We start from the raw sequence: 25,687 nt of genomic DNA, 5'->3' as shown, positions 1-25,687 counted from the left end.
ACGCGTATTCGCGTCTCGTCGTTGAACGACCGGCACCCAAACAATGCCGGCAACGACAAGCCTGACCGGTGTAGAGACGCGACACTTCGCGTCTCGTCGTTGCTGATGTTGTTCAGGCTGCCTACTTCCGAACCGTTCAACGCCGAGACGCGAAGTGTCGCGTCTCTACATCGTCTCGTCGTTGCTGACATTGTTCAAACCGCACACTTCCGGATCGTTCAACAACGAGACGCGAATACGCGTCTCTACACCGTTTCAGAACCCTCAATGCACTCGGCAGGCGGCCACAAAACCCTCGGTCCTGATGCGGCGCGCTGCTGCTGAGGGCTGCGGGGGCAGAAGAACGGGCCATTTGGGACCGGGTAACCGCCCGGAATATCGCCGCCCGGCGGCAACCCTGGCCCCGGATACGCAGTACGCCTGACCTTCACCCAGCCAGTATGCGGGGCCTGCCAACAGAAATGGCCCGACCTTTGGGAAACCGCCACCCGGCGCGCCCCCAACCGGTGGCTACCTGAAGTTGCGCTGACGCGTATACTCAGCCAGGCCTGAGCTTGAAGTTTATGACGCAGGAACAACTACGCTTAGCCGCGGCCAACGCCGGGCGAGCCCCATGGAAGAAGTTCGGACCCTACCTCACGGAGCGCCAGTGGGGCACGGTGCGTGAAGACTACTCGGCCGAAGGCAACGCCTGGGACTACATCACCCACGACATGGCCCGTAGCAAGGCCTACCGCTGGGGCGAGGAAGGCATCGGCGGCATCTCCGACGACCAGCAGCTGCTGTGCTTTGCGGTGGCCCTCTGGAACGGCAAAGACGAGATGCTGAAGGAGCGCCTGTTCGGCCTCACCAACGGCCAGGGCAACCACGGCGAGGACGTGAAGGAGCAGTACTACTACCTCGACAGTACGCCCACGCACTCCTACATGCGGATGCTCTACAAGTATCCGCAGGGCAAGTTTCCGTACGGCAAGCTGGTGCGCGAAAACGGCCGCCGCACCCGCCTAGAGCCCGAATACGAGCTGCTCGACACCGGCATCTTCGACCAGAGCCGCTACTTCGACGTGTACGTGGAGTACGCCAAGGCCGGCCCCGAAGACGTGCTCATCAAGCTCACGGTGCACAACCGCGGCCCCAAAAAGGCCAGCGTGCAGCTGCTGCCGCAGCTCTGGTTCCGCAACACCTGGAGTTGGGACGGCAAGTCCACCCGACCCAGTATGCGCGAGTCGCAGCCCGGCGCGGTGCACGCCCAGCACCCCGAGCTGGGCCACTACCACCTCTATTGCGAGCCGCACGGCACGGCCGAGCCGCCCCGCCTGCTGTTCTGCGAAAACGACACCAACGGCGCCCGCCTCTACAGCCTGCCCGCCGAGGGCCGCCACTTCAAGGACGGCATCAACGACTACGTGGTGAACGGTGAGGCGGCGGCCATCAACGACGAGCAGGCTGGCACCAAAGTGGCCGCCCAGTATCAGCTGACCGTGCCCGCCGGCGAGGCCCGCACCGTGCGGCTGCGCCTGAGCCAGCCCTGGCAGGACGCGCCCTTCCACGACTTCGACCACCAGTTCTACCTGCGCCAGACCGAGGCCGACGAGTTCTACAACTGCCTGCAGGAAAGCCTGCCCGCCGACCCCGACGTGCGCAACGTGCAGCGCCAGGCCTTCGCGGGTATGCTCTGGAGCAAGCAGTTCTACTACTACGACGTGAACCAGTGGCTGAAGGGCGACCCGGCCATGAGCAAGGCCCCGGCCAGCCGCCGCGCCGGCCGCAACAGCACCTGGCACCACCTCTACAACGCCGACATCATCTCGATGCCCGACAAGTGGGAATATCCGTGGTACGCGGCCTGGGACCTCGCGTTCCACTGCATCCCGCTGGCCATGGTCGACGCCGAGTTTGCCAAGCTGCAGCTGCGTCTGTTCACCAAAGACCGGTACATGCACCCCAACGGCCAGCTGCCGGCCTACGAGTGGAACTTCTCCGACGTGAACCCGCCCGTGCACGCCTGGGCCACCTGGCGCGTGTACCAGATGGACAAAAAGCTCCACCACGGCCTCGGCGACACCGTGTTTCTGGAGGTGATGTTTCATAAGCTGGCCCTGAACTTCGCGTGGTGGGTGAACCGCAAGGACAAGAGCGAGCGGAACATCTTTGAGGGCGGCTTTTTGGGCCTCGACAACATCGGCGTGTTCGACCGGAGCGCGCCGCTGCCCACCGGCGGCTTCATCGAGCAGAGCGACGGCACCAGCTGGATGGCCATGTTTGCCCTCAACATGATGCGCATGGCCATGGAGCTGGCCAAGTCCAACCGCGTGTACCAGGAAATGGCCGGCAAGTTCTTCGAGCACTTCCTTTACATCGCCGACGCCATGACCCGCGGCGGCGACGGCCAGTTCAACCTCTGGGACGACGCCGACGGCTTCTACTACGACGTGCTGCACACCCCCGACGGCGTGCGCACCAAGCTCAAGGTGCGCTCCATTGTGGGGTTGATTCCGCTGTTTGCGGTGGAAGTGGTGGAGCAGGATATTCTGGACGCGTTGCCCGAGTTTACGGCCCGCGCCACCTGGCTGATCCGGCACCGGCCGCACCTGGCGCAGCTCGTCACGCGCTGGCAGGAGCCCGGCAAGGGCGCCCGCCACCTGCTGGGGCTGCTGCGCCGCCCGCGCCTCAAGAAGCTGCTCACCCGCATGCTCGACGAAACTGAGTTCCTGTCCGACTACGGCATCCGGGCCATGTCGCGCTACCATCTGGAGCACCCCTACATCTACAGCACCCCCGAAACCGATTTCACGGTGCAGTACGTGCCCGGCGAGGCCGAAAGCAGCATGTTTGGGGGCAACAGCAACTGGCGCGGCCCCATCTGGCTGCCCATCAACTTCCTCATCATCGAGTCGTTGCAGCGCTACCACCACTACTACGGCGACAATTTTAAGATTGAGTACCCCACCGGCTCCGGCAAGCTGCTCAACCTGCAGCAGGTATCGGAGGCCCTGGCCGGCCGCCTCACCCGGCTGCTGCTCAAAGATGAAACCGGCCGCCGCCCCGCCTTCGGCGACAACGAGCTGCTGCAAACTGACCCGCACTTCCGGGACAACCTGCTCTTCCACGAATACTTCCACGGCGACGCCGGCCACGGCCTCGGCGCCAGCCACCAAACCGGCTGGACCGGCCTAGTGGTGCGCCTGTTGCAGCTCAGCGGCCAGTAAGCCCACCGGTTTTACAGCAAAACAGCGGCCCATTTGCCGCTAAGCATCCCGGCGCACGTGCTGGCTGCTTAGCGGCAAACGGACCGCTGTTTTGCGTAGGAAAGGTGATAAGTGCGCCGCTAGTTGCTGCGGTCGGTGAGAAGCGTGAGCTGGGCGGCCATTTCGGCCGGGCCTTGGTACACGAGGCGCCCGTCGCGCAGCGAGCCGGTGTACACCTCTACCTCCGTGGAATCGTGGGGCAGAAACACCCGCACCGACTCACGCCGGCCGGGCCGGATGAGCGTGATGCCGGTAGGGGAGTTGTCGGGGGAGGCTATTTCGTAAAATCCAGCGTTAGTAAGTTGTTTATCAAGCATTTCAGCTAAGTGGGTTTCATGGGCCCAATGCGTAGTTGTGTTGGATAGTTTCATTCGGGTGAAAGAATTTTTATAAAACCGCCAGTGGCCGCCGGCAACTGGCGGCTTCAGCTGCCGGCGGCCACTGCCGGGCTGCCGTCGGGCTGGCGGCTCATCTGCTGGGCCATCATGCTGGCCAGAATGATTTGCAGGGCATGGTAAAGCATGAGCGGCAGCAGCAGCAAGCCCGTAGCGGCCATACCCGGAAACAGCAGGCTAGCCATTACGCTGCCATGCACCAACGACTTCTTGGAGCCGCAGAACAAAGCCGTAATCCGGTCCTCGCGCGAGAAGCCCAACAGCCGGCTCAAACCCCACACCAGCCCGAAAATGGCCGCGTACAATCCTACCATGCCCAGGGCCAGCAGCGCCACATCGGCGGGCGCGTAGCTGCGGAAGATGCCTTCTGCAAACGACTCGCAGAAAGCGGTAAACACGATCAGCAGAATCACAATCTGATCGGAGATGCGTAAGGTACCCTTGTGGCGCTCGGCAAAAGCACCGTAGCGGCGGTTGAGCAGCACCCCGGCCACTACTGGCAGAATTACCTGCCACACCAGGCTCAGGGCCAGGCTCCAGAGGTGGCCGCCGTCGGCGCTGGTGTTCAGGAACAGGCTGGTCCAGAGCGGCGTGAGCACAATGCCCAGCAGACTGCTGATGCTGGCGTTGAAGATGGCCGCCGGCAGGTTGCCCCGCGCAATGCTCACCATCACGACGGACGTGGACACCGTGCTGGGCAGCGTGCATAGGAAGAAAATGCTTTGCCAGAGTTGCTCGCCTTTCAGGCCCTCAAACAGCGGCCGGGCCAGCAGCGCCAGCAGCGGAAACGCCAGAAACGTAATGCCCTGCACCACCACGTGCAGCCGCCAGTTGCGCAGGCCGGCTGTGAGCTTTTCGGCGCTCAGGAGCAGGCCGTAGAAAAAGAAAATCAGGGCCACGCCGGCCGTGGTGATTATTTTCCAGGGAATGGGGCTGCTCTTGCTCCCGACTCCGGGCACCAGATACGCCAGCGCCACGGCCCCCACCAGGCCCAGTAGAAACCAGTCGAGCAGGCCGGCGCGGCGGAGCAGCGCCAGCAGCCGGTTTTCAGGCGGCGCAGTCGGCGCGGGAGAGAGGGGCGGAGGGGTGGGCTGCAGCATGGGCAAAGCAAAAGAAAAGCGTCAGACTACTGTAGTCTGACGCTTGCTGGCAATACGCAGAGGCCGGGTCAGGGGTTGGGCCCGCTACCAGCGCATCAGGCCGCCGTGGCCAGCTTGCGCTGCTTTTTACGGCCTTTGCGCAGCCGGTTCAGCCACATGATGGTACCCGTAATCGGGAACGTGACGCCCAGCAGACACACCACCAGACTCACGATTTTGGAGGGCCAGCCGAAGATGGCGCCCGTGTGCACCGGCTTGAACAGACCCCGCACGCGCTGGCCCAGGTTGCGCTGCTCGTAGGTCTGGCTTTTGAGCACGCTGCCGGAGTATTGGTCCAGGTATACCTCGTCGGTAGCGTTGTCATACACCGCATTCGGCCGCAGCGTGGCCACTTTGATGCTTCCCGCAGCGTCTTTCGGCAACTGCAGCGAGTAGTACACGGCCATCGGGGCCAGCTGCCGGGCCTGGACCAGCGTGGCATCGGCCGTGAGGCCGGTGGCGGTGGCTGGGGTTGATTCTGCCGAAGCGGCTGATGCGGCGGGCATCAAGGCAGCCGCGCCGGCCGGCACCACCGATACAGGCGGCTCGGGCCGGTCCATCGGTGAGTTCGTGACGGCGTAGATGCCTTTGTTGAACCACTCAAACGACCACGCCAGACCCGTGAAGGCAAACACGAACAGCAGCAGCGCCGAGTAGAAGCCCAGCACCACGTGCAGGTCGTGGTTAAGGCGTTTCCAGCCGCCGCTCCACTTCACCTGCAGCCGCTGCCGCACCGCCTTGCGCGAGGCCGGCCACCACAGCACCAGTCCGGTCCCAATAATCACCAGAAACAGCAGCGTGCTCACGCCCACCACCAGCTTGCCTATGGCGCCGCCCACCATACCGCGGTGCAGGGCCATCATCGAGAAAAAGAAGGTTTCGCGGTAGTTCAGCTCGCCCGTCACGGCGGCCGTGTAGGGGTTCACGAACACCACCGGCCCCCGGCCGCCTTCGCCGCCGCCTTTGCCGCCTTCCTTGCCACCCTTGCCTTCTTTTCCCCGGCCTGCGCCGCTCTTTGCACGCGCGCCTTCGTTTGGCTGGCCGCCCCGTTCAGCGCGGGCGGCCTCGGATTTCCGCTCACCGCCGGGCGCTCCGGCCAGGTTGATTTCCACGGTGCGGGTGGGGTCGGCGTAGACTTTCAGGCCGGTAATCCTGGCGTCGGGCTTGTAGACTCGTACGGCCGCCGTGAGCTGGGTTAGCGGCTGGCGCGGGGTAGTGGTGGGCGCCACAAAGTAGCGCTCCGGGTGCCAGGCCTGCTCCAGCTCTTTCTCGAACACCAGCACGCCGCCTGTGAAGCACACCACGGCAACAACCAACCCCGACACGAGGCTGAGGTAGAGGTGAAGGTTGCGGAAGAAGATTTTCATAAAGCGTAGGTTGGGCTGCCGGCAGCCGGCATTGCCAGGGTTTTGTTGAATAGCAGAAACTTCGGCGCAGATGAAAACCCGGGCCGACACCAGTTGCAGCTGGTGCCGGCCGGGCTTTCGGCTCACGCCTCACTCACTCGTGTTGGGAAGGCCCGGGTGCGGGCTTAGAGCTTGTAGCCCAGCGTCGCGGCGAAGTTGCGCGGCGCAATGGGGTTGATGCTGTTGTCGTCGTGCAGGTTGTAGCTCAGCTCGTTGAGGATGTTGGCCATCTTCACCCGCACCGAAAACCGCTCGTAGGCGTAACCCAGCGAGGCATCGAACTGCGTGTAGTTGGGGATGCTGATGAGCTTATTGACATCGGTAATGGGGTTGCCATTGGTATCGTAGAGCAGGCGTGGGTTGCGGCCGGCTAGCTTGTCGCCCACGTAGTAGGCCGTGACGCCCGCCGTGAGGCCGCGCAGCAGGCGCTGCTCCGGGGCCAGGCTCCCGAAGTTGTAGAACAAACTCAGGTTGGCGGTGTGGGCCGGGTTGTAGCGCAGGCGGCTGCCGGTCTGGTAAAGGGTGCTGCGGGTGTAAGCGGTGTTGTTGTAGCTGTAGCCCGTGATGAAGCTCCAGCCCATCATCGGCTTGCTTTGCACGTCCACTTCCACGCCTTTGCTGGTCACCTGGCCGGCCAGTTCCTGGGCGCTGGGGTAGGCCGCGTTGTAGGCCGGGTTCGGGGTATTGGGGTTGCCGCCAACGAACTGCTGAATCACCTGCGCCTGGTTGCTGTTCACGATGCGGTAGGCCGTCACGTTGGCCGACAGCGCACCCTTGAACAGGTCGTTTTTCAGGCCCACCTCATACTGGTCGATGATGGAAGGGGGCAGGGCCGCGCCTTGGTTGTCCGTCACGGTGTTGCCCTGGGGCGTGAAGGAGTTGGAGTAGGAAGCAAACAGCGCCATCGTCTTCAGCGGCTGATACACCACGCCCAGGCGCGGCGAAAACGCGTTGTCGTAGCGGCGGTTGTCTACCGCCTGGCCGGCCAGCGGGCCGCTGGCGTTGGTGGCTTTGCGGTTGGCGGCCGTGTTGTAGTAGTAGATGTCGCTGGGCGTTTCCTGGTAGCTCCAGCGCAGGCCGGCCAGCACCTTCACCTTCTCCGTCACGCTCAACAGGTCCTGGGCGTAGAAACCTGCGCGGCGGGTGTTGGCCTGGGTGTAGGCGTTGCGCACCAGTGCCTCAAACCCGGCAATGCGCTCCGTAGGCTGCGCCACCACCTTGCTACGGTCTAGGATGTTGATGGCGTCGAAGGCCGTAACTACCTCCGTGGCGGGCCGGGAAAGCGAGTTCGGGCCGGTGTAGGCCAGCGTGTTGGTCAGGTACTGGTCGGCGTCGGCGCCCACCAGCACGGTGTGCTCCAGGCGGCCGGTGCGGAGCTTGCCGGTCAGGTCGAGCTGGGCCAGGAAGTAGTTTTCGTGGGTTTCGGTGCGCTGCAGGCTGCGGGTCAGGTTGCCGTAGGTGGCCGGCGCGGCGCTGGCCACCGGGCGCGAGGCCGAGCGCAACTCATTGTCGTAGCGCTGGAAGCCGGCTACGCCGCGCAGTTGCCAGGCGTCGGTGAGGTGCGTGGTGAGGGTGGCCGTGGTGCTGGTCTGGGCCGTGGCGTTGCGGGCGCCGGCCACGTTCAGAAAGCGGCTGCGCGACTCCGGAATCTGATAGTCGATGCTGCCGATGCCAAAGTCGGGCGTGCGGTTGTCGCGCAGAATATCGCCTTCCAGCACTAGGGAAGTATTGGGGCTCAGCTCGAACAGCAGCGACGGATTTACATACACCCGCCGGGACTGCACCTCATCGCGGAAGCTGTTGGCTTTCTCGTAAGTGCCGTTCAGCCGGAATGCCGCTTTCTGGCTGTTGCCGACGGCGCCGTACACGTCCACCGTGGGCTTCCAGAACCCGAAGCTGCCCACCCGCAACCCCACCGAGCCGCCGCGCTCAAACTGCGGCTTTTTGGTGACGAGGTTGAGCACGCCGCCCGCGGCCACGTTGCCGTACAGGATGGCCGCGCTGCCCTTCAGCACTTCCATGCGCTCCAGGGAGCTGGCTTCGGGCATCACGCCGTTATTGAACCGGACGCCATTCTTAAAGGTGTTGTTGGAGCCGTAGGCGAAGCCCCGGCTGCCCAGCTCTTCCTGCGTGCCGCCGGTGGTGCTGGTCACGTATAGGCCGCTCACGTTGGCCAGCGCGTCGCTCAGGCGCAGCACCTGCTGCTGTTCCAGCACCTCGCGCTCCACGGTCACGGCGCTCTGCGGCAGGTCGAGGGCCGCTACGGGCAGCTTGCCCACGCTCAGCGCCCGCTGGTTCATCGACTTGGCCCCCGTTACGGTCACTTCCGTCAGCGCCTGGCTGCTGGCCGCCAGCACGAATGGCGGCAATGACGTGGTTTCGCCGCTCACCACGCTCACCGCCACTTCCTGCGCGGCATACCCGATGCTGCTGGCTACCAGCTGGTAAGCTCCAGGCTGCGCCGCCAGCCGGAAATGGCCGTCGGCGGTGGTGCTGGCGCCGTACGAAGTGCCTTTTAGCGCCACCGTCACGCCTTCCACACCCTGCCCGCTGGCATCCGTCACGCGGCCTACCACCCAGCCGCGCCGCGCCGGATCATCGGCACCCGGGTTGGAAACCGGCTCCCCTGTAGGCACAACAAACGCAGAAACAGGAAGGGCCGCCGCCGTGAGGGGCAGGGCGGCGGTCAGTAGCAGCGGTAGCAGTCGGGACATGGCGCGGTGGTTTGATTATTTAGATTGATTAAAAACAATGCAAAGCACGATGCTATTTAGATAGATTCAAAATAGTGTAGAAGGAAAGTTTTCGAATCCTTCGCCAACCCGATGATCTTTAGTTGGATGCCGGGCACAAAAAAGCGCCGGACCCAATCGGGTCCGGCGCTTTTAGGGGGCAAATTCGGCGATGCGGCCGGGCTATACGGCCAGGGCGGCCGGCTCCGGCACCGGTGCGTTCAGGGCGAAGGTATCGGCCAGCAGCTCGTAGGAGCGCAGCCGGTCGTCGTAGTCGTGGGTGATGGTCACGGCCGATACCTCGTCCACGCCGTAGCTGGCAGCCAGGGCCGTCAGCTCGGCTTTCACCTTGTCGGGCGTGCCGCTGATGATGCGCTGGTGGTGGTAGGCCAGGCGCGCCCGCAGGTCGGCCGACAGGCTGGCTACGTTCACCTTTTCCACGGCTTCGATGGGCGTAAACTGGCCGGTTTCCAGCTTCAGCATCTGCAGCGCCAGGTTATCGGCTAGGGCCTGAGCGTGGCCGGCGGTGTCGGCGCAGGCCACGAAGATGGCCACGTTGGCCTGTGGCTCCGCCAGCTCCGGCGACGGCCGGAACCGTTCACGATACATCTGCACCATCTTCGGCCCGCCGTTGGGGTTGATGAAGTGGGCAAACGAAAACGCGGCCCCCACGTGCGCCGCAAACAGGCCGCTTTGCCCGCTGCTGCTCAGCAGCCACAGCTCCGGTACGGTGTCCACAAACGGGGCGGCTTTCACGCGGGCATGGATGGTGTCGGGCACGGTTTCGTCGCGCAGGTAGGCCCGCAGGTCCATGAGCTGCTCGGCGAAGTCTTCGTCGCGGAACTGGTTGTGGGGGTTGAGGGCGTGGGCCGTTATGCGGTCGGTGCCGGGCGCCCGCCCGATGCCCAGGTCGATGCGGCCGGGGTAGAGGGCCTCCAGCATCCGGAAGTTCTCGGCCACTTTCAGGGATGAGTAATGGGGCAGCATCACGCCGCCCGAGCCCAGCCGGATGCGGCTGGTTTCGGCGCCCAGGCGAGCCAGCAGCACTTCCGGCGCCGAGCCGGCCAGCGTGTTGGTGTTATGATGCTCGCTCACCCAAAAGCGGGTGAAGCCCAGCCGGTCGGTGAGGCGCGCCAGCTCGATGGAGTGCTGCAGCGCCTCGCGCGGCGTGCGCCCCAGCGGCACCGGCGACTGGTCAAGCACGCTCAGGCGCAGAGGGGCGGAAGCAGAAGAGGAAGTCAGGTTCAGGGAATTCATAGCTGCTACAACACCAATCAGCGGCGGTTAGTTTACGGACGAGCTAAAGCCGCACGGTGCAGCAAGGGGCATTACTCGGCAGCTTCCAGCGCATCGAGGTCGGCAGCATTGAGCAGGGCCAGATGGCGCGTGATTTTATCGGCGGGCCAGTGCCACCACGCCAGCGCCTGCAGCCGCGCTATGGCAGCCTCGTCGAAGCGGTAGCGCACCACCTGGGCCGGGTTGCCGGCTACTATGGCGTAGGCGGGCACGTCGCGCGTTACCACAGCTTTGGCCGCCAGTACCGCGCCGTTGCCGATGTGCACGCCGGGCATGATGGTGGCCTCGTAGCCAATCCAGACGTCGTGCCCCACCACGGTGTCGCCCTTGGAGGGGTATTTCTCCTGCACCGATTGGTCGTCCATCAACGTCTCCCAGCCACCCCCAAAAATGGCAAACGGAAACGTGGAAACCGGCGTGGTTTCGTGGTTGCCGCCGTTCATAATGAACTTCACGCCGGATGCCAGGGCGCAGAACCGGCCAATAATCAGCCTGTCGCCCAAAAAGTCGAAATGGTAGAGCACGTTGCGCTCAAAGTTGGCCGGGTCTTCCAGGTCATCATAATAGGTGTAGTCGCCGACGATGATGTTGGGGCGGGTAACCAGGTTTTTGAGGAACACAAGCTTGCGGTGGTGCGGCAGCGGGTACAGCGTAGCGGGGTCGGGGCCGTGCATAATAAACGAGCAAGGAAGGTGCGCCGCAAAATAAGGCCTACCGGGCGCCAATTGCATAGTGCGTGCTAAACCAAGAGGGTTGCGCACTACTTTCGCGGCATGGTAACTCCCGTGGCGCTCGGCCTGCTGTGTTTTTTTGCCTTTTTGGCCGGTTTCATTGATTCCATTGTGGGCGGCGGCGGCCTGATTCAACTGCCGGCCATGCTGCTGCTGCTCAAGGGCACGCCGGTGCCCACCATTCTGGGTACGGGCAAGGTGTCATCCTTGATGGGCACGGCGGCGGCGCTGCGCAGCTACGCCGGCAAGGTGCCCATCCGGTGGCGGGCCGTGGGTACGGCGGCGGCTGTGGCGGGCGTGTTTTCGTTTCTGGGGGCGCGGGTGGTGAGCCAGCTGCCGCAGGAGCTGCTGCCGCCGCTGGTGCTGGGGCTGCTGGTGGCCATTGCCATCTACACGTTCTGGCGCAAGGATTTCGGAAGCCTGCACGCCCCGCGGCTGTCGGCGCAGCGCGAGCCGCTCTACGGGGCGCTGGTTGGCCTTATCATCGGCTTCTACGACGGCTTCTTTGGGCCAGGTACTGGCTCGTTTCTGCTGTTTGCCTTCGTGGGTTTGTTCGGCTACGATTTCATCACCTCGTCGGCGTCGGCCAAGCTGGTGAACGTGGCCACCAACCTGGCGGCGTTGCTGTACTTCGCCTACACCGGCCAGATTCTGTGGGCCGTAGCCCTGCCCATGGCGCTCTGCAACATCCTGGGCTCCACGCTGGGCGCCCGCTTGGCGCTGCGCCACGGCACCGGCTTCGTGCGGGTGCTGTTTCTGGTGGTGGTCAGCGGCTTCATCGTGAAGCTGAGCCTGCAGGTGTTTGGGTGAGTTGGGGTGATGAGGTGAATCGTGATGAAGTGATGAGGTGAAAAAGGCAGAACGTCATTCCGAGTGAAGCGAGGAATCTTGCGTGCTGACGTGGGCCTCACCCCCCGGCCCCCTCTCCCGTGGAGAGGGGGAGCCAGACGAGTTTTTTGATGATGTGGTTTTTGGTGATTTCCACACTGGCGAGATTCCTCGCAAGCTCGGAATGACGTTCTTAACCTGTCACCTCATCACGATTTACCTCATCACCTCATCACCAAAACCACCCAAAATCACTCATTGCCCGGCAGGCCGGGTGCGGGGTTGCCTTGGGCGCCCTGGGCATTCGGGACGCCCATTTTCTCTTCGCGCTTGCGCTGATACCGGTCGAACTGGGCGGGAGTCAGCACGTCCTTCAGGGCGCCCATCCGGGCCTGCCCGATGTCGTCGATGACGGTGGCCATCTTGCGCACGTTCTGGCGGTAGGTGAGGCGGGCCGTTTCCACGCCTCGCACGCTCACCAGGTTTATCTGGCTTACTTTCTCCACCTGTTGCGGGTTCAGGCCCAGCGCTTTCTGCATGTTGGCCGTGAGCGAGGCGGCGCGGGCGTCTACCTTGGCCGCATCCGGCTCGGCGGCTGGCAACGCGGCGGCCGGAGTGGCCGGGCGGGCTGTAGCGGCGGGCGTCCGCGTCTTGGTTTTGGCATCAACGCCAGCCGTTTCCGACTTGGTTTTGACTTTGGTAGTGGTCTGGGCTAGCAGCAGGCCGGGCGCGCCAAGCACCAGCAAGGTGGCTAAGAGTGGTTTTTTCATGGAATGGCAAAGAAAATGGGAGCTGGCGGCAACTGGCTGATGTAGGTGGTGCCGCCGCCGCCCCAACCGATATGTAAAGATGATGCCAATTCAGAAAAGGCAGGGCTATAACGCCGGCTTTTCCCTTTTTGGTCGGCCCGGCGCCAGAATTTCGGCAAAGGTGCTTGGCCAGCAAACTTCCCACGGCCTGCGGCAGTATGTAAGCGGCAGGCTCACCTTCCGCAACCCTCTCTAGCCATGACTTCAACTACCCGAAACAACTGGCTGGCCGCCGCTGGCGCCGGCCTAGCGCTGGCCGCCGCCACGCTCTGGAGCAACCGCCGCGGCACCTACGACCTGCGCGGCCGCGTGGTGCTGGTAACCGGTGGCTCGCGCGGCCTGGGCCTTATTCTGGCCCGCCAGGCCGTAGCTGAAGGCGCCAAAGTAGCCATCTGCGCCCGCGACGCCGACGAGCTGGAGCGGGCCCGCCAGGAGCTGGCCGCCGACGGCGCGCAGGTGATGGCGCTGGTGCGCGACCTGACCAACGCCGTGGAAGTCCGCACGCTGGTGGCCGAGGTGCAGCAGCAGCTGGGGCCCATTGATGTGCTGGTCAACAACGCCGGCATCATCACGGCTGGCCCCCTCGACCACATGGAGCTGCGCGAGTACGAGGAGTCGATGGATACGCACTTCTGGGCTCCGCTGCACGCCATGCAGGCTGTACTGCCCGATATGCGCCTCCGCGGCGAAGGACGCATCGTCAATATTGCCTCGGTGGGCGGCAAGGTGGCCGTGCCGCACTTGGTGCCCTACAGTGCCAGCAAATTTGCGCTGGTGGGCTTGTCGGAAGGCTTTCGGGCCGAGCTGCGCCAGTACGGCATTCAGGTGACCACCGTCTGCCCCGGCTTGCTGCGCACGGGCAGCCCGCGCAATGCCATTGTGAAAGGCCAGCACCGCAAGGAATACGCCTGGTTCACCATTGCCGACTCGCTGCCCGCCCTCACCGTGGCGGCCGACTCGGCGGCCCGCCAGATCTGGAACGCCTGCCGCCGCGGCGACGCCGAAATCATCATTGGCCTGCCCGCCAAGCTGCTCTCGGCCTTCCACGGCCTGGCCCCCGGCACCACCGCCGACCTGCTGAGCTGGGTGAACCGGACGCTCCCGGCCCCCACCGGCGAGCAGGGCGACGCCCGCCACTTCGGCCACGAAAGCGAGTCGGAACTGTCGCAGTCGTGGCTGACGACGCTGACCCGTAAGGCCGAGAAGGACAACAACGAGCGGCCCTAAGCTGCTTGCGCCACAGCTACCAGCACAAAAAAGCGCCTGACTGATTAGCCAGGCGCTTTTTTTGTGAACGGTGGTAAATGCTTGGGTGCGCGGCTGGCGAAAATTCTAGCGGCCGTACACCGAGGTTACCGTGGTGGTTTTACCATCGGTACCGGGTACAGTTTGCACCAAGCGTAGCTTAGAGGCCGTCAGCTCGGCAATAGAGTAGGTAGTGGTGGTGCCGGTGTGCGTAACCGACAGCGACTGGCCGTCTTCGGTGAAGGACCAGCTACCTTCCGACTGCTGGGCAACTTCAGCATCGCGCTTAAGGGTGCCCTCATCCAGGAAAAGCTTGCCTTCAGCCCGGAACTGAGTGAGGTTGTCGCGCTTGTCGGCTTTCTCCATCACCAGCAGATTGGTGGTCAGTTGGCCGGTAGTGGCTACGCTGCTGGTTAGCTTCCAATCGCCGGTAGTCAGGAGGCTAGTTTTCTCTTCTACTGATTGCGTGACAGGCGCAGCGGCGGCAGTGGCAGCCTGGTCAGGCGTGTTCACATTGTCCAATTCTTTCTCGCAGGAAGCCATGCTTAGAACGGTGGCAGCTAGGCTCAGGAACAAGGTTACTTTCTTCATGAAACGGGATTTGGGTGATTTTTGAGTTACTTCAACAACACGTCTTACTTCGGCATGGCCACTCCGGGCCGGTACTTCTCCACTAGGCGTCCAACTTCTCCTCTCGACGAATCACCCAGATGGGCTTCGTTAGTGCAAATCTAACTAACTGTTTATCAACTTGGTTCAGGCTGTATAGGAAAAGGTCAATTTTTACCACTTTATATCGGAAGAGTGCATTAGAGTGTTGATTATCTTGATTTTGTGATTAATCATTCCCTGAAAAGTAAAAAAGGCCCCCGAATCAGATTCAGAGGCCTTCTGGTTTTGCTGGATAGCACTATGCAGCAGCGGTCGGCGGCGGCTGGCACCGCGGGCAGTAATAGGTAGCGCGGCCACCTACGTAGCTTTTTGCTATTTCAGTTTTAGGATGACGCGGACAGTAAATATGGTTATTCGTGCCTGGGGTAGCTGAATCGTCCCACTCACGGGCATGAATCAGGAACGAAGCCGGGAAATACCGGTAGGTGGCCTCGTGCCGGATGGCCGTACTGAGCACCAACTGAATAGCCGCGTGCAGGGCCTCAAACTCGGCGGTGCTGAGTGTGTGGGCCCGCCGCTCCGGATGAATCCGCGCTTGGAACAGAACTTCGTCTACAATCCAATTTCCGAGGCCGGCCGTGATGCTCTGATCCAGCAGCAGCGGCTTGATCATGGGCTTGCGCGTGCCCAGGGCTTGCTGCAACTGAGCGGCCGTGATATCCAGGGCATCGGGGCCCAGCTTCTTGGCTTTCTGGTACTGCGCCACGCCTTCGGCTAGCCGGATGCGGCCGAACTTGCGGGCATCCACGAAGGCCACGCGCAGGCCGCTGGCCAGGTGCAGGGCCACGCGGGTGAAGCGCGGGGCGTCTGGCTCGTCGCGGTAGGCGCCCACGTCGCCGGTCATGCCGAAGTGCAGCACCAGTACCCGGTCGTCATCGAGGTGCAGAAAGCAGTTTTTGCCCAGGCGGCTGGTGCGCGTGATGGTGCGGCCGGTGAGGGCGCGGCGCAGGGTGTCTTCGTCGGTGGCCAGCACTTTCGGGTCTTTCACTTCCAGCGCCGTGATGGTCTGGTCGACCACCAGGTCGTCGAGGAAGCGGCGGTAGGTTTCTACCTCGGGTAATTCGGGCATAAGCAGCGCAAAAAAGGATACGCGCGGCCTGGTGGCCGCGTCGGGATATAACCGCCAACCGGCCGCTGGGGTTGCGCCCCCGGGGCCAGTACCGCCGCGCTACAGCGTAAGGCGTCCTTCGAGCACCACCACGCCCGTCCCGCTGATGCGGACCGCCTCGATGTCAGTGGGCGGGCCCTGTACCAGCACCTGCACCGTGCCGGGGCGGCCCAGCCAGTGGCCTTGTTCGGCCAGAAACGCCGGCGAGTCGAGCAGGCCGTAGTGCCAGAGGTAGGCTCCCATGCCGCCGGTAGCCGAGCCCGTGACGGGGTCTTCGAGCACATCGGGTGGGGTGCAGATGTGGCGCGCAAACGTGCGGCCCGCCGGCGTGGCACCTTCCAGGCAAAACAGGTGGGAGCTGAAAAAGCCGGTGGCCTGCCGGTAGGCAAGTAGCGCCTCGGGCTGGGCCAGGTGCGCCCGGCGCAGGGTGGCGGCGTCGCGCAGGGGCACCATCAGCTGCGGGGTGCCGGTGCTCACGGTCTGTACCACGGCGCCGGGTAGCAGGTCGGCGGGCGTGAGGCCGAACATCGGCAGCACCTCGGCGGCGTCGTGCACCTGCCCGAACACGGGGCGGCGCTGCGTCATGTGCACCAGGTGCGGGCGGCCGGACTCGGCGGGCTCCACGGCCACCGCAATGGGCCCGTGCAGCAGCTCCAGCGTAAGGGGCGTGGCGTGCGTAGGGCGGGGCAGGCGGCCAGTGTGCAGCAGCGCCGTGAGCGTGGCAATAGTGGGGTGGCCGGCCAGCGGAATTTCCTCGGCCGGCGTGAAGTAGCGCACGGCAAAGTCGGCGGTGGTGGAGCGGCGCACGAAGGCGGTTTCGGGCTGGTTGAATTCCTGGGCCAGGCGCTGCATCTGGTCGGTGGTCAGGTTGTCGGCGTCGAGCACCACGGCGCAGGAGTTGCCGCCCAGTGCGGTTTCGGTGAAGGCATCGACCAGCAGAAAAGGATAAACGGGCATCGAAAGCAAAGAGAAGGAGAAGAGAAGCAGCCGGCACCGGCGGCCCTAAAGATAACGGCCGGCCCCTGCACGCAGGAGCCAGCCGTTGCCGAAGAGAAACCAGAATGAGAGCCTACGCCTCTCAGGACGGGTCGGAGAGCATGGCGACCTGGCGGCCGTTGGCGTCGAACACGCCCCCGGCGGCACTCACGAACAGGCGGCGCTGCTGCCCATCGACGATGATATAAGGATACGACACCGAATCGGAGCGGGTGAGGCGGCCCACCACCTGCGTGGTGCGGGCCTCCTGATTGAGGCGCACGATGTTGAGGTGGCTGGTGAGGTAGTACAGCTCGGCGGGGTTGCTGCGGAACGTGATTCTGCCGATGGTGTTGCTGGGCTGGCTGATGCGGCTGGCCACCGTGGCGACCGGCGCGGGCATGGGCCGGCTCACGACCATAGCCGGTGAGGCCGAAGGCGCGGTGCCGCGGGTGCTGGCCACAATCTGCTGGGTGGCGCGCTGCCAGCCCTCATTGATGGCGCTCAGGCGGGTGCTGCGGCCGGGGTGCGTGGGCGAGGCCTGCTCGTCGGACACCACGGCCATGCCGGCCTGTGCCTGCGCCAGACTGGCACCCATCTTGCGCAGCACAAACCCCGAAAACTCATCGGCTTCCAGCTCGTCGGCGGGGTTGGAGCCGCCGGGGCGCAGGGTATGGCCGTTGAGGTGGTGGCCCATCTCGTGGGCCAGGATGCTGATGCCGGCCCAGTCGGTGCGGCCGGCCTGGTTCACGGCCGTCACAAACCGTGGGTTGTAAAGCAGGTAGCGCTTGCCGCTGTACACCACAGCGGCGGCATTCTGCACTTGCGAGGTGGCCAGCAGCTCGAAGCGGGGCTTGAGGCCTACCACTTCGGTGATTTCGCGCAGTACATCGCGCTGCGGAGCGGAGTAGGATTGGGCACCGGCCGTGCCAGCCAGCAGCAGCCACCCAGCCAGCAGCGAGCCGGCAAAGCGACGAATAAGGCGAGGGTGAAGCGTCATGAGAAGTCGTTTAGAAGCGAAACTAACAGGAAGGAGAAGTCAGTAATCGTGCCGAAATGGCTGCTTCTATAACGCGAGGGCGCCGGTTTTAGTGCGTTTTTCCGAAACGCGCTACTGCCTTACGCCGGCTGGCGCTGGGGGCGGATGGAGGCCTGGGGCCGCTCGCCGATCTGCTGGCGCCACATGGCGTAGTAGAGGCCGCGCTGCTCCAGCAACTCCTCGTGGCGGCCGGCTTCGGCTACGTGGCCGCGCTCCAGCACGAAGATGCGGTCGGCGTGCAGGATGGTGCTCAGGCGGTGGGCAATGAGGATGGTGATGTGCTGGCGCGAGCCCGACAGCTCGCGTACAGTCTGGCTGATTTCCTCTTCCGTAAGTGAGTCAAGGGCCGAGGTAGCTTCATCGAATACCAGCAGGGTGGGGCGGCGCAACAACGCCCGGGCGATGCTCAGGCGCTGCTTTTCGCCGCCCGAAACCTTCACGCCGCCTTCGCCAATCACCGTATCCAGGCCCAGCGGGGCGCGGGCCAGCAGGGTGTCGGCGGCGGCCTGGTGCATGGCGTGCAGGCACTGCTCGTCGGTAGCATTGGGGGCCACGAAGCGCAGGTTTTCGCGGATGGTGCCGGCAAACAGCTGGGTGTCCTGGGTCACGAAGCCGATTTGCTCGCGCAGGGTGTCCAGGTCCAGCTCAGGGCCGGGGATGCCGTTGTAGAGAATCCGGCCCTGGGCGGGCGGGTAGAGGCCCACCAGCAGCTTCACGAGCGTGGTTTTGCCCGAGCCCGAGGGGCCCACGAAGGCAATGGTTTCGCCCAGCTTGGTCTGGAAGCTGATGCCGTCGAGGGCGGGGGCGCTGGCCGTCAGGTGCTGAAAGTGCACGTTGTCGAAGGCCAGGGTTTCGATCTGGTCGATGGTTTTGGGGTGGGCCGGCTTGACTTCCTTGGGCGTGTCGAGGATTTGCTGGTAGTTGGCCAGCGAGGCCTCGGTTTCGCGGTAGATGTTGATGAGGGTGCCCATTTCCTGCAATGGCCCGAAAATGGCGAAGGAGTAGAAGAAGAACGTGATGAACTTGCCCGGCTGAATCACGCCCTGCACCACCAGAAACACCAGCATCAGCAGAATCACGTTGCGCATCAGGTTCACAAACGTGCCCTGCACAAACGAGAGGGAGCGGAGGTAGCGCACCTTTTTCAGCTCCAGCTTCAGAATTTTGCCGGTGGTGGCGTTCAGGCGCTGGGTTTCCTGCTGGGCCAGCCCCAGGCTCTTGATCAGCTCAATGTTGCGCAAACTCTCGGTGGTGGAGCCGGCCAGCGCCGTGGTTTCGGCCACAATGGTTTTCTGAATCACCTTGATGCGCTTGCTCAGGAAAAAGCTCAGCGCGCCCAGCAGCGGAATGGTGAGGAAGTACACCAAGGCAATGGGCCAGTACACGCTCAGGGCGTACCACGTCACGAAAATGATACCTACCAACGAGATGAATAGGATGTTGATGAAGCTCTGAATCAGCTTCTCCACGTCGGTACGCACCTTCTGGAGCTTGCCCAGCGTTTCGCCCGAGCGCTGATCCTCAAACACCTGGTAGGGAAGCTCCAGCGAGTGGCGCAGGCCGTCGGAGTACAGCTCAGCGCCCAGCCGCTGGGTGATGACGTTGGTGTAGTAGTCCTGGAAGTTTTTGGCGATGCGCGACACCATGGCTACGCCCAGGGCCTTGAGAATCAGCAGCCCGGCCCCACCCGAAACAAACGCCCAAAACGTGGGGCGCTGGGTGATTTTCAGGGCCGGCGATACGTACCGGTCGATAATCTGCCCCAGAATGAAAGGGTCGAGCAGGGAAAATATCTGGTTGATGGCGGCTAACAGCAGAGCCAGGGCCAGCAGGCCCCAGTAGTGGCGCAGGTAGCGGTAGAGTAATTGCATGAGGCAGTGTGAGGAGAGAGAACGAACATAAGCACTGAGACCGGCGAAATGTTCAGTTCGGGCAAAGGTCACATTTCCCGGGCTTCGGCCGCGCGGTTACGTGGCCTCGCCGGCGGTGCTGGCTACCAGGCGGGTGCTGCCGGGTACCATCACCGGGGGCGGCGTGGCAGCGGTGTACGTCTGCGCCAGCAGGTGCGCCACTGCCGGCGGCTCGGGCCCCTGGTGCAACTCCCGGAGCTGGGCTTTCAGCGCTGCCTCGTCGCGGCTTACGCCCCGCTCGTGCTGCTGGGCGTGTTCCTCCCACGACTCGGTCATGAAGTATTCCACCAGGCGCGTGGGCTCGGCCAGGTCCACGTACAGGCCCCAGCCGATGGCCCCTTCGCGCCGCCGGATGTCGGCCAGCTGGTCCATCAGGTAGGTGAAGGTGGGGCGGTTTTCGGGCGCGACGTGGTAGGTGGTGGTGATGATGACCGGGCCGGCGGTGGGGACGGGGGCCTCTGCCAGCTGCGGCTCGGGACGGGGGCGGGCGGGCGTGTGGTCGAGGGTTTCGGGCGCGTTGTAGAGCGAGAAGCGCAGGCCCAGCAACGTGCTGAGCGTAAGCCAGCTGGCGGCCCCGGCCAATGCCGCCGGCAGCCCCCAGCGGCTGGCCACCGCGCCCCACACCACGCTACCCAACGCCATACCGCCCTGAATGGTAAGCAAATACAGGCTGATGGTGCGGGCCTGCACCCAGCGCGGCACCACCGTCTGCACGCCCACGCTGAACGAGTTGAGCACCAGCATCCAGGCCAGCCCCACCAGCACCAGCAGCGCCATCAGCAGCGGCTTGCTGCCCGAATAAGCCAAGCCCAGTAGCCCTAGCGCAAAGGCGGCCGTAGCCAGCGTCACGCGCCAGTCGATACTGAGGCGCTGGTTGAGGCGCGGCAGCAGCAGCGCCCCCAGCACCGCCCCGGCGCCCATGCACGAGAGCAGAATGGAGTAGAACGAAGTGGGCAGCTGCAGCTGCCGGATCACCACGGCCGGCATCAGGGCCAGCAGGGCGCTGGCCCCAAACGTGAAGCTCACGCCCCGCACCAGAATGTGCTGCACCGGCGGCGAGAACCGGGCGTAGCGCACCCCGCCCCGGATGGCGGCCACCACCCGCTCGGTGGCCAGCGCAGAGGTAGCCTGCGGCGCCCGCTTCCAGCTGTACACCATGTAGATGGTGGCCAGAAACGACAGCCCATTCAGCAGAAACGCCGCCCCCGCCGAGAAGTACCCAATCACGAGCCCGCCCAGCGCCGGCCCAAAAGCGCGAGCCAGATTGAAGCTGACGCTGTTGAGGGCAATGGCCTGGGGCAGCTCAGCGCGTGGCACCAGCTCGGGCGTTACGGTTTGCCACACCGGGTTGTTGAGGGCGCCGCCCAGCCCCAGCAGAAACGTGAGCAGCAGCAGCAACCACGGATTGTTGAAGCCCAGCAGCGTGATGGCCGCCAGCAGTAGCGCCACCGTGGCCATCCAGGTCTGGGTGGTGAGCAGCATCTTGCGCCGGTCCACGAGGTCGGCGAGGGCGCCGGCGGGCAGACTCAGCAGAAACACGGGCAGCGCCGAGGCCGTCTGGAGCAGGGCCACCAGCACCGGCGAGGGCGTGAGCTGCGTCATCAGCCCCACGGCGCCCACGTTCTGCATCCAGGTGCCGATGTTGCTCACAAACGACGCAATCCAGAGCATCCGGAAAATAGGGATGCGCAGCGGTGTAAACGGCGAAGAGGCGGCGGGCAGGAGCGGCGGAGCGGAGGCAGGCATACGAACGGAAGCGGTAGACCAGCCTACTACGTAATTGCGGCCAGGCAGGCGTAAACTTCGCCCAACAAGCCGGTGCCGCCCGGCGTTGATAGTTCGGGCCTGCGGGCCGTACTTCGCGTGCGGTTCCTCCCTCAAAGACCAGCGGCCAACGACCACAACGCTGGTTTGCCCAACGGCCGCTGCCCGGCGGCTGCTTCCAGCTTTTTGCTCCCTGATACCCATGAGCCAGCTTTCCGACCCCGACCAGTCCGCCCCGTCCCGCCTGCCGGCGCCGGACGCCCGGCGCGTAACCGAGCTGGAGCAGCAGGTGCAGGCGCTGCTGGCGCGGCAGGCCGAGCTGGAGCAGCAGGTGGCTGCCCTGCCGCCGCCGGCCAGCGAAACCCGGTTCCGGCGCCTGTTCGAGCAAAGCGCCGACGCCGTGCTGCTGGTGCACGACCTGCACATCGTGGACTGCAACGAAGCGGCCCTGCGGATGGTGGGCGCCACCGCCAAGGAGCAGCTGCTGCACAAGCCCGTCACGTACCTGGTGCCCGATTTTCAGCCTGATGGCGAACAGTCGGCGGAGGCCATCCGGCGCCACTACCAGACGCTGCGCGACCAGGGCACGCACCGCTTCGAGTGGTACCGCTACAACCTGCGGGGGCAGGCTATGTGGCTGGAAATCGTGCTGACCAACATCAACGTGAGCGGCGAGCAGCTGGTCTATGTGGTGTGGCGCGACATCACCGGGCAGCGGGCGGCGCGCGAGCAGCTGCGGGTGGAAAAGGAGTTCACCAAGAGTCTGCTCGATAACAGTGTGGATGTGGTGGTGGCCCTCGACCGGGAAGGCGTCATCACGGCCTGGAACCGCGAAGCCGAGCGCTACTCCGGCCTAACAGAAGCCCAGGTGCTGGGGCAAAGCCTTTTCGAGCTTTTTCCGCACTTCGGCGACCAGACCGGGCGCGCTGCTTTCCGGCAGGTGCTGGAAACCGGCACCCGCAATCTGCGGGCGAACGTGCCCTACGTCAACCACCCCGGGCAGTACGACGCCTACATGGTGCCGCTGCGCAGCGAAGCCCCGGCCGCCATTACGGGGGTGCTGGTGGTGGTCCGCGACATTACGGAGCGCAACCGGATGCAGGAAGAAACCACGCGCCTGCATCTGACCCGGCAGCAGGAGGTGCTGTCGGCCATTCTCACCACTCAGGAAGCCGAGCGCAAGCGCATTGCCGAGGCCCTGCACAACGGCGTGGGCCAGCTGCTCTACGCCACCAAGCTGCATCTGCAGCGCTCCACCGACGCCAACCGCGACAAGAGCCTGACCCTGCTCGAAGACGCCATCCGGATGACGCGCACCATCTCCTTCGAGCTGACCCCCGGGATTCTGGAGGACTTCGGGCTGGAATACGCTCTGGGTGAGCTGATCCGGCGTATTCCGCAGGCCAGCCTGAAGGCCTCGCTGCACGTTTCGGGGCTGGAAGCGTCGCTGCCGAAGCTGCTGGAGGTGGCCGTGTACCGCATGGTGCAGGAGCTGTTCAACAACATCATCAAGCACGCCAGCGCGCAGGAGGCCTTTATTCACGTGGTGCGCGAAGCCGACCAGCTCTCTATTTCGGTGGAAGACAACGGCCACGGCTTCAACCCCGAGCCTCTGCCCGACGCGCTGCCCGGCATCGGGCTGCCCGGTATCCGGAGCCGGGTAGGCTTGCTGGGCGGCACCCTCAACATTGCTTCCCGCCCCGGCCAGGGCACCATCATCAGCATCGAGCTGCCCGTGCGGTAGAATTATGGTAGAACGTCATTCCGGGCATGTGGCGCATCAAGCCAGTGTGCGGAGCCGCAGCCGAGGAATCTCGCGTGCTGACATTGTAATGGTAATTACTACACTAGCGAGATTCCTCGACTACGCTCCGCTTCGCTCGGAATGACGTTCCTACAGCCTCACCCCAATGCCGGGGCCGAAGAGGAAGAATAGGCGGCCGGTACTCACGAGGTAGCCGCCGCCCAGGTAGAGCGGGAACGTGAGCTTGGCGTCGGAGCGGGTGGGGTAGACGGAGCCCAGCACCACAATGCCCAAGTCGCGGCCGGCGGTGCTGTTGGGGTTAAGGTTGAAGGCGTTCAGGGCCACGAAGCCGGCGCCCACCTTATAGGGCCGCAGCTTGTTGATTTTGGTGGGGTGGTAGAAGCTGAACTGCGCCAGCGTAGCCAGGCTGATGCCGCTGAAGGCCGTGTAGTTGTTGCTTTCGCCGCTTTTGGCGTTGAGCTGCTTGGTGAGCAAACCGGCTGGGAAGCTGATGTCGATGTCGAACTTCACGCGGCGCTGCAGCACCAGCTCCAGCTTCTGCGAAAAGCCCGCCTCCTGGTACTGGGCCGGGTTGTGGCGCACCGTCACAATGATGGTGCTCCAATCGTCGAGGGCGTAGGTTTTGCGTGCGCCCAGCAAACTGTTGAGGCTGATGTTGCCCACCTGGCACTGCTTGTCCTGGTAGAAGGCGGCCCGCACCGAGTTGTCGTCGGGGCACACCACCACGTTATCCACGGTGCGCAGCTCAATCAGCTCGCCCTTGGCGTTCTGGGTCCGGATGTCGAAAATCAGGTACTGCTTGCCAAACAGCTGCTTGTCGGAGTCGATGCCGCCGCTGTTGAAGCCAAACACCACGTCGCTCACCGTACGGTCATACAGCACCGGGCCGTTGAGGCGCGTGACGGGCCGCGGCGCTTCGCCGAAGGTCACGCTCACGAAATCCAGCGGGTGGGGGCGCTGAAACTCGCGCACGGCCAAACTGTAGCCCGTGGCCTGCCCGGCGTTGAAGATGGTGATGCGCTTTTTGTCGATGGTGACCGGCACCTGCACGCGGTACACCACGGCCGCGTCGGAGCGCACGCTGGAGTCCGACGGAATCACCTGCACGTCCTCGAAGTGGAAGCGCGCCCGCGCCAGCGACTCGCCTTCCAGGCGCACGTCCACCGTCTCGCCCGGGTTCACGTTGGGGCTGCTGGTCCAGTCGCCGCCGCGGTGCCGCACGCTCACGGCCGTGATGGTGGTTTTGGGCGAGATGTTGAAATTGGTGATGTACTTGGCCTGGTCGTTTTCCTTGATGTAGAGGTAGCTGTCGGTCTGGCGGTGGGTGTTGTAGACGCGCAGCCAGCACAGCACCCGGTCGTTGGTGAGGTACTGGCGCGTAAACAGCTCGGCCACCAGCGAGCCACCGGCTTCTTCCTGCTCCTCAATGCGGTAGGTGCGCTTCAGGTCAAACGTGCGGCCGTTGTCGAGAATCAGCTCCACACCCTTGCGCCGCGACACCTCGTCGAGCGTAATTTCCTTTTTATCGACGCTCAGAAAGCGTAGCCGCGAGGCCTTCACCGTGAATTCCTGCCGGATGGGCGGCAGCGCGTAGCTCACGCGGCGGTTGTTGTCGGTGAGGAAGGGCCGCTCGGTCTGGGGCTGCACCGTGAGCAGGCGGGTGCCGGTGGCGTTAGGCAGCACGTGCAGCCGCAGCCCGCCCTGCTCCTGCGTAATGCGGTAGTCGATGTCGCGCCCCTTGGTCCAGTCGGCGGTGGTGCGGATGTTCTTGAGGTTGTTGGAGCTCAGCTCGAACACCTTTTCCTCGCCCACAAACAGCTCCTGGTCGGCGGCCCGCAGCTCCAGCGTGGTGCGCGTCACGGGCAGCAAGCTCACGGTCTGGGTGCGCACCGGAGCGCCCACCGAGTCGGCGGCCTGCGAGAACGTGAGGCGCAGAAACCGCGCCGCCGTCAGCTCCTTGAACCGCACTTTGGCGCGGTAGTAGGGGCCGGCAGGACCGGTAGCGGCCGTCAGCGAGTCGAGCAGCAGAAAATCGGCGGAGCGCACCAGCCGCAGCGGGCGGCTGCCGCGGCCGGCGGGGTACACCTCCAGCTCGGCGGTTTCGTCTTCCTGGCGGTAGTAGAAATACAGGCTGGGCTCGTTCTGCACCAGCACCGTGTGACGGCTGAGCAGGTAGCGGGTGGTATCGGTGCGCAGTGCCAGGTCGCGCACGAGTAGGCCCGGCTCGGCGGCGCCGCTTTGCGCCACGGCCGCTGCAAAAGGGGTGAACAGCAGCAGCAACAGCAGCGCTAGGTGGCGCAAGAGGCGGAATCCCGGAGAAAGGCGCACGGGTGGTCGGCGTAAAAGAGATGAGCAATCAGCGGGGCCGCCGGCAATGGCCGGCTGCCCGTAAGCCCGCAAAGGTAAGCCCCCGCACCCCGAACCGAATAGGAAAAGTTGCCTGATTTCGGGGTGTGGCGGCTGGCGAGGCTGCTGCCTCGGCCGGCCCTGCCCTGTGCGGCGCACGGTGCGGCCGTTGACTGGCGCCGCGTTCCGAACAAATAGTGGAATCTGCAGTAAACCCAAAGAAGGCCCGGCGGCCGGGCCATTTTCTGCGCCGGCTGCTTTGGGCTCTTATCTGTTTTC

General features: G+C 64.2%; 18 protein-coding genes. 4 read left to right on the top strand and 14 right to left on the bottom strand.

The window, feature by feature from the left end:
- Window positions 1–563: 563 nt before the first annotated feature.
- A complete protein-coding gene (locus tag O9Z63_RS09495) occupies window positions 564–3,209 on the top strand; it encodes an MGH1-like glycoside hydrolase domain-containing protein (protein WP_270129084.1) in 2,646 nt (881 codons plus the stop codon).
- A 119-nt stretch (window positions 3,210–3,328) separates the two neighbouring features.
- Here O9Z63_RS09495 and O9Z63_RS09490 read toward each other — a convergent pair whose 3' ends face one another.
- The 6 genes from O9Z63_RS09490 to O9Z63_RS09465 form a co-directional block, all read right to left on the bottom strand.
- Window positions 3,329–3,565 (bottom strand): hypothetical protein, encoded by a 237-nt coding sequence (locus O9Z63_RS09490; RefSeq protein ID WP_270129083.1) that lies wholly within the window; start codon window positions 3,563–3,565, stop codon window positions 3,329–3,331.
- Between the two features lie 107 nt (window positions 3,566–3,672).
- Window positions 3,673–4,743, bottom strand: coding sequence for a bile acid:sodium symporter family protein (locus tag O9Z63_RS09485; protein WP_270129082.1), 1,071 nt, complete (start codon window positions 4,741–4,743; stop codon window positions 3,673–3,675).
- A 95-nt stretch (window positions 4,744–4,838) separates the two neighbouring features.
- Window positions 4,839–6,149: a PepSY-associated TM helix domain-containing protein gene (locus O9Z63_RS09480; protein WP_270129080.1), complete on the bottom strand. Its 1,311-nt coding sequence runs from the start codon at window positions 6,147–6,149 to the stop codon at window positions 4,839–4,841.
- A 164-nt stretch (window positions 6,150–6,313) separates the two neighbouring features.
- Window positions 6,314–8,902 (bottom strand): TonB-dependent receptor, encoded by a 2,589-nt coding sequence (locus tag O9Z63_RS09475; RefSeq protein ID WP_270129079.1) that lies wholly within the window; start codon window positions 8,900–8,902, stop codon window positions 6,314–6,316.
- Window positions 8,903–9,103: 201 nt separating this feature from the next.
- Window positions 9,104–10,177: an LLM class flavin-dependent oxidoreductase gene (locus O9Z63_RS09470; RefSeq protein WP_270129078.1), complete on the bottom strand. Its 1,074-nt coding sequence runs from the start codon at window positions 10,175–10,177 to the stop codon at window positions 9,104–9,106.
- A gap of 71 nt (window positions 10,178–10,248) precedes the next feature.
- Window positions 10,249–10,890: a CatB-related O-acetyltransferase gene (locus O9Z63_RS09465; RefSeq protein WP_270129077.1), complete on the bottom strand. Its 642-nt coding sequence runs from the start codon at window positions 10,888–10,890 to the stop codon at window positions 10,249–10,251.
- A 99-nt stretch (window positions 10,891–10,989) separates the two neighbouring features.
- Between O9Z63_RS09465 and O9Z63_RS09460 the strand changes: the two genes are divergently transcribed.
- Window positions 10,990–11,757, top strand: a complete 768-nt coding sequence (locus O9Z63_RS09460; RefSeq protein WP_333490340.1) for a sulfite exporter TauE/SafE family protein — start codon at window positions 10,990–10,992, stop codon at window positions 11,755–11,757.
- 269 nt (window positions 11,758–12,026) lie between these two features.
- On the opposite strand, the gene O9Z63_RS09455 is transcribed toward O9Z63_RS09460, so the two are convergent.
- Window positions 12,027–12,545 (bottom strand): hypothetical protein, encoded by a 519-nt coding sequence (locus O9Z63_RS09455; RefSeq protein ID WP_270129075.1) that lies wholly within the window; start codon window positions 12,543–12,545, stop codon window positions 12,027–12,029.
- 237 nt (window positions 12,546–12,782) lie between these two features.
- Between O9Z63_RS09455 and O9Z63_RS09450 the strand changes: the two genes are divergently transcribed.
- Window positions 12,783–13,811: an SDR family NAD(P)-dependent oxidoreductase gene (locus O9Z63_RS09450; protein WP_270129074.1), complete on the top strand. Its 1,029-nt coding sequence runs from the start codon at window positions 12,783–12,785 to the stop codon at window positions 13,809–13,811.
- A 105-nt stretch (window positions 13,812–13,916) separates the two neighbouring features.
- Here the strand turns inward: O9Z63_RS09450 and O9Z63_RS09445 are convergent, their stop codons facing one another.
- The 6 genes from O9Z63_RS09445 to O9Z63_RS09420 all read right to left on the bottom strand — a co-directional run bounded on the left by O9Z63_RS09445 (window position 13,917) and on the right by O9Z63_RS09420 (window position 21,279).
- Window positions 13,917–14,420 carry a hypothetical protein gene (locus tag O9Z63_RS09445; protein ID WP_270129073.1) on the bottom strand — a complete coding sequence of 168 codons (504 nt, stop codon included), beginning with the start codon at window positions 14,418–14,420 and terminating at the stop codon, window positions 13,917–13,919.
- Between the two features lie 319 nt (window positions 14,421–14,739).
- Window positions 14,740–15,570, bottom strand: a complete 831-nt coding sequence (gene mutM, locus O9Z63_RS09440) for a DNA-formamidopyrimidine glycosylase (RefSeq protein ID WP_270129071.1) — start codon at window positions 15,568–15,570, stop codon at window positions 14,740–14,742.
- Between the two features lie 99 nt (window positions 15,571–15,669).
- Entirely contained in the window at window positions 15,670–16,566 is an 897-nt protein-coding gene (locus O9Z63_RS09435) for a PhzF family phenazine biosynthesis protein (protein WP_270129070.1), read from the bottom strand.
- A gap of 121 nt (window positions 16,567–16,687) precedes the next feature.
- The gene (locus tag O9Z63_RS09430) at window positions 16,688–17,584 is read right to left on the bottom strand and encodes a M48 family metalloprotease (protein ID WP_270129069.1); all 897 of its coding nucleotides are present in this window, start codon (window positions 17,582–17,584) and stop codon (window positions 16,688–16,690) included.
- A 119-nt stretch (window positions 17,585–17,703) separates the two neighbouring features.
- The gene (locus O9Z63_RS09425) at window positions 17,704–19,494 is read right to left on the bottom strand and encodes an ABC transporter ATP-binding protein (protein WP_270129068.1); all 1,791 of its coding nucleotides are present in this window, start codon (window positions 19,492–19,494) and stop codon (window positions 17,704–17,706) included.
- A gap of 96 nt (window positions 19,495–19,590) precedes the next feature.
- The gene (locus O9Z63_RS09420) at window positions 19,591–21,279 is read right to left on the bottom strand and encodes an MFS transporter (RefSeq protein WP_270129066.1); all 1,689 of its coding nucleotides are present in this window, start codon (window positions 21,277–21,279) and stop codon (window positions 19,591–19,593) included.
- 220 nt (window positions 21,280–21,499) lie between these two features.
- Here O9Z63_RS09420 and O9Z63_RS09415 point away from each other — a divergent pair, with 220 nt between their 5' ends.
- Window positions 21,500–23,041, top strand: a complete 1,542-nt coding sequence (locus tag O9Z63_RS09415; RefSeq protein ID WP_270129065.1) for a PAS domain-containing sensor histidine kinase — start codon at window positions 21,500–21,502, stop codon at window positions 23,039–23,041.
- 150 nt (window positions 23,042–23,191) lie between these two features.
- Here the strand turns inward: O9Z63_RS09415 and O9Z63_RS09410 are convergent, their stop codons facing one another.
- Window positions 23,192–25,363: a hypothetical protein gene (locus tag O9Z63_RS09410; RefSeq protein ID WP_270129064.1), complete on the bottom strand. Its 2,172-nt coding sequence runs from the start codon at window positions 25,361–25,363 to the stop codon at window positions 23,192–23,194.
- Between the last annotated feature and the right edge of the window lie 324 nt (window positions 25,364–25,687).

This window comes from Hymenobacter yonginensis (assembly GCF_027625995.1).
Lineage (GTDB): Bacteria > Bacteroidota > Bacteroidia > Cytophagales > Hymenobacteraceae > Hymenobacter > Hymenobacter yonginensis.
This window is presented reverse-complemented; position numbering and strand designations above follow the sequence as displayed.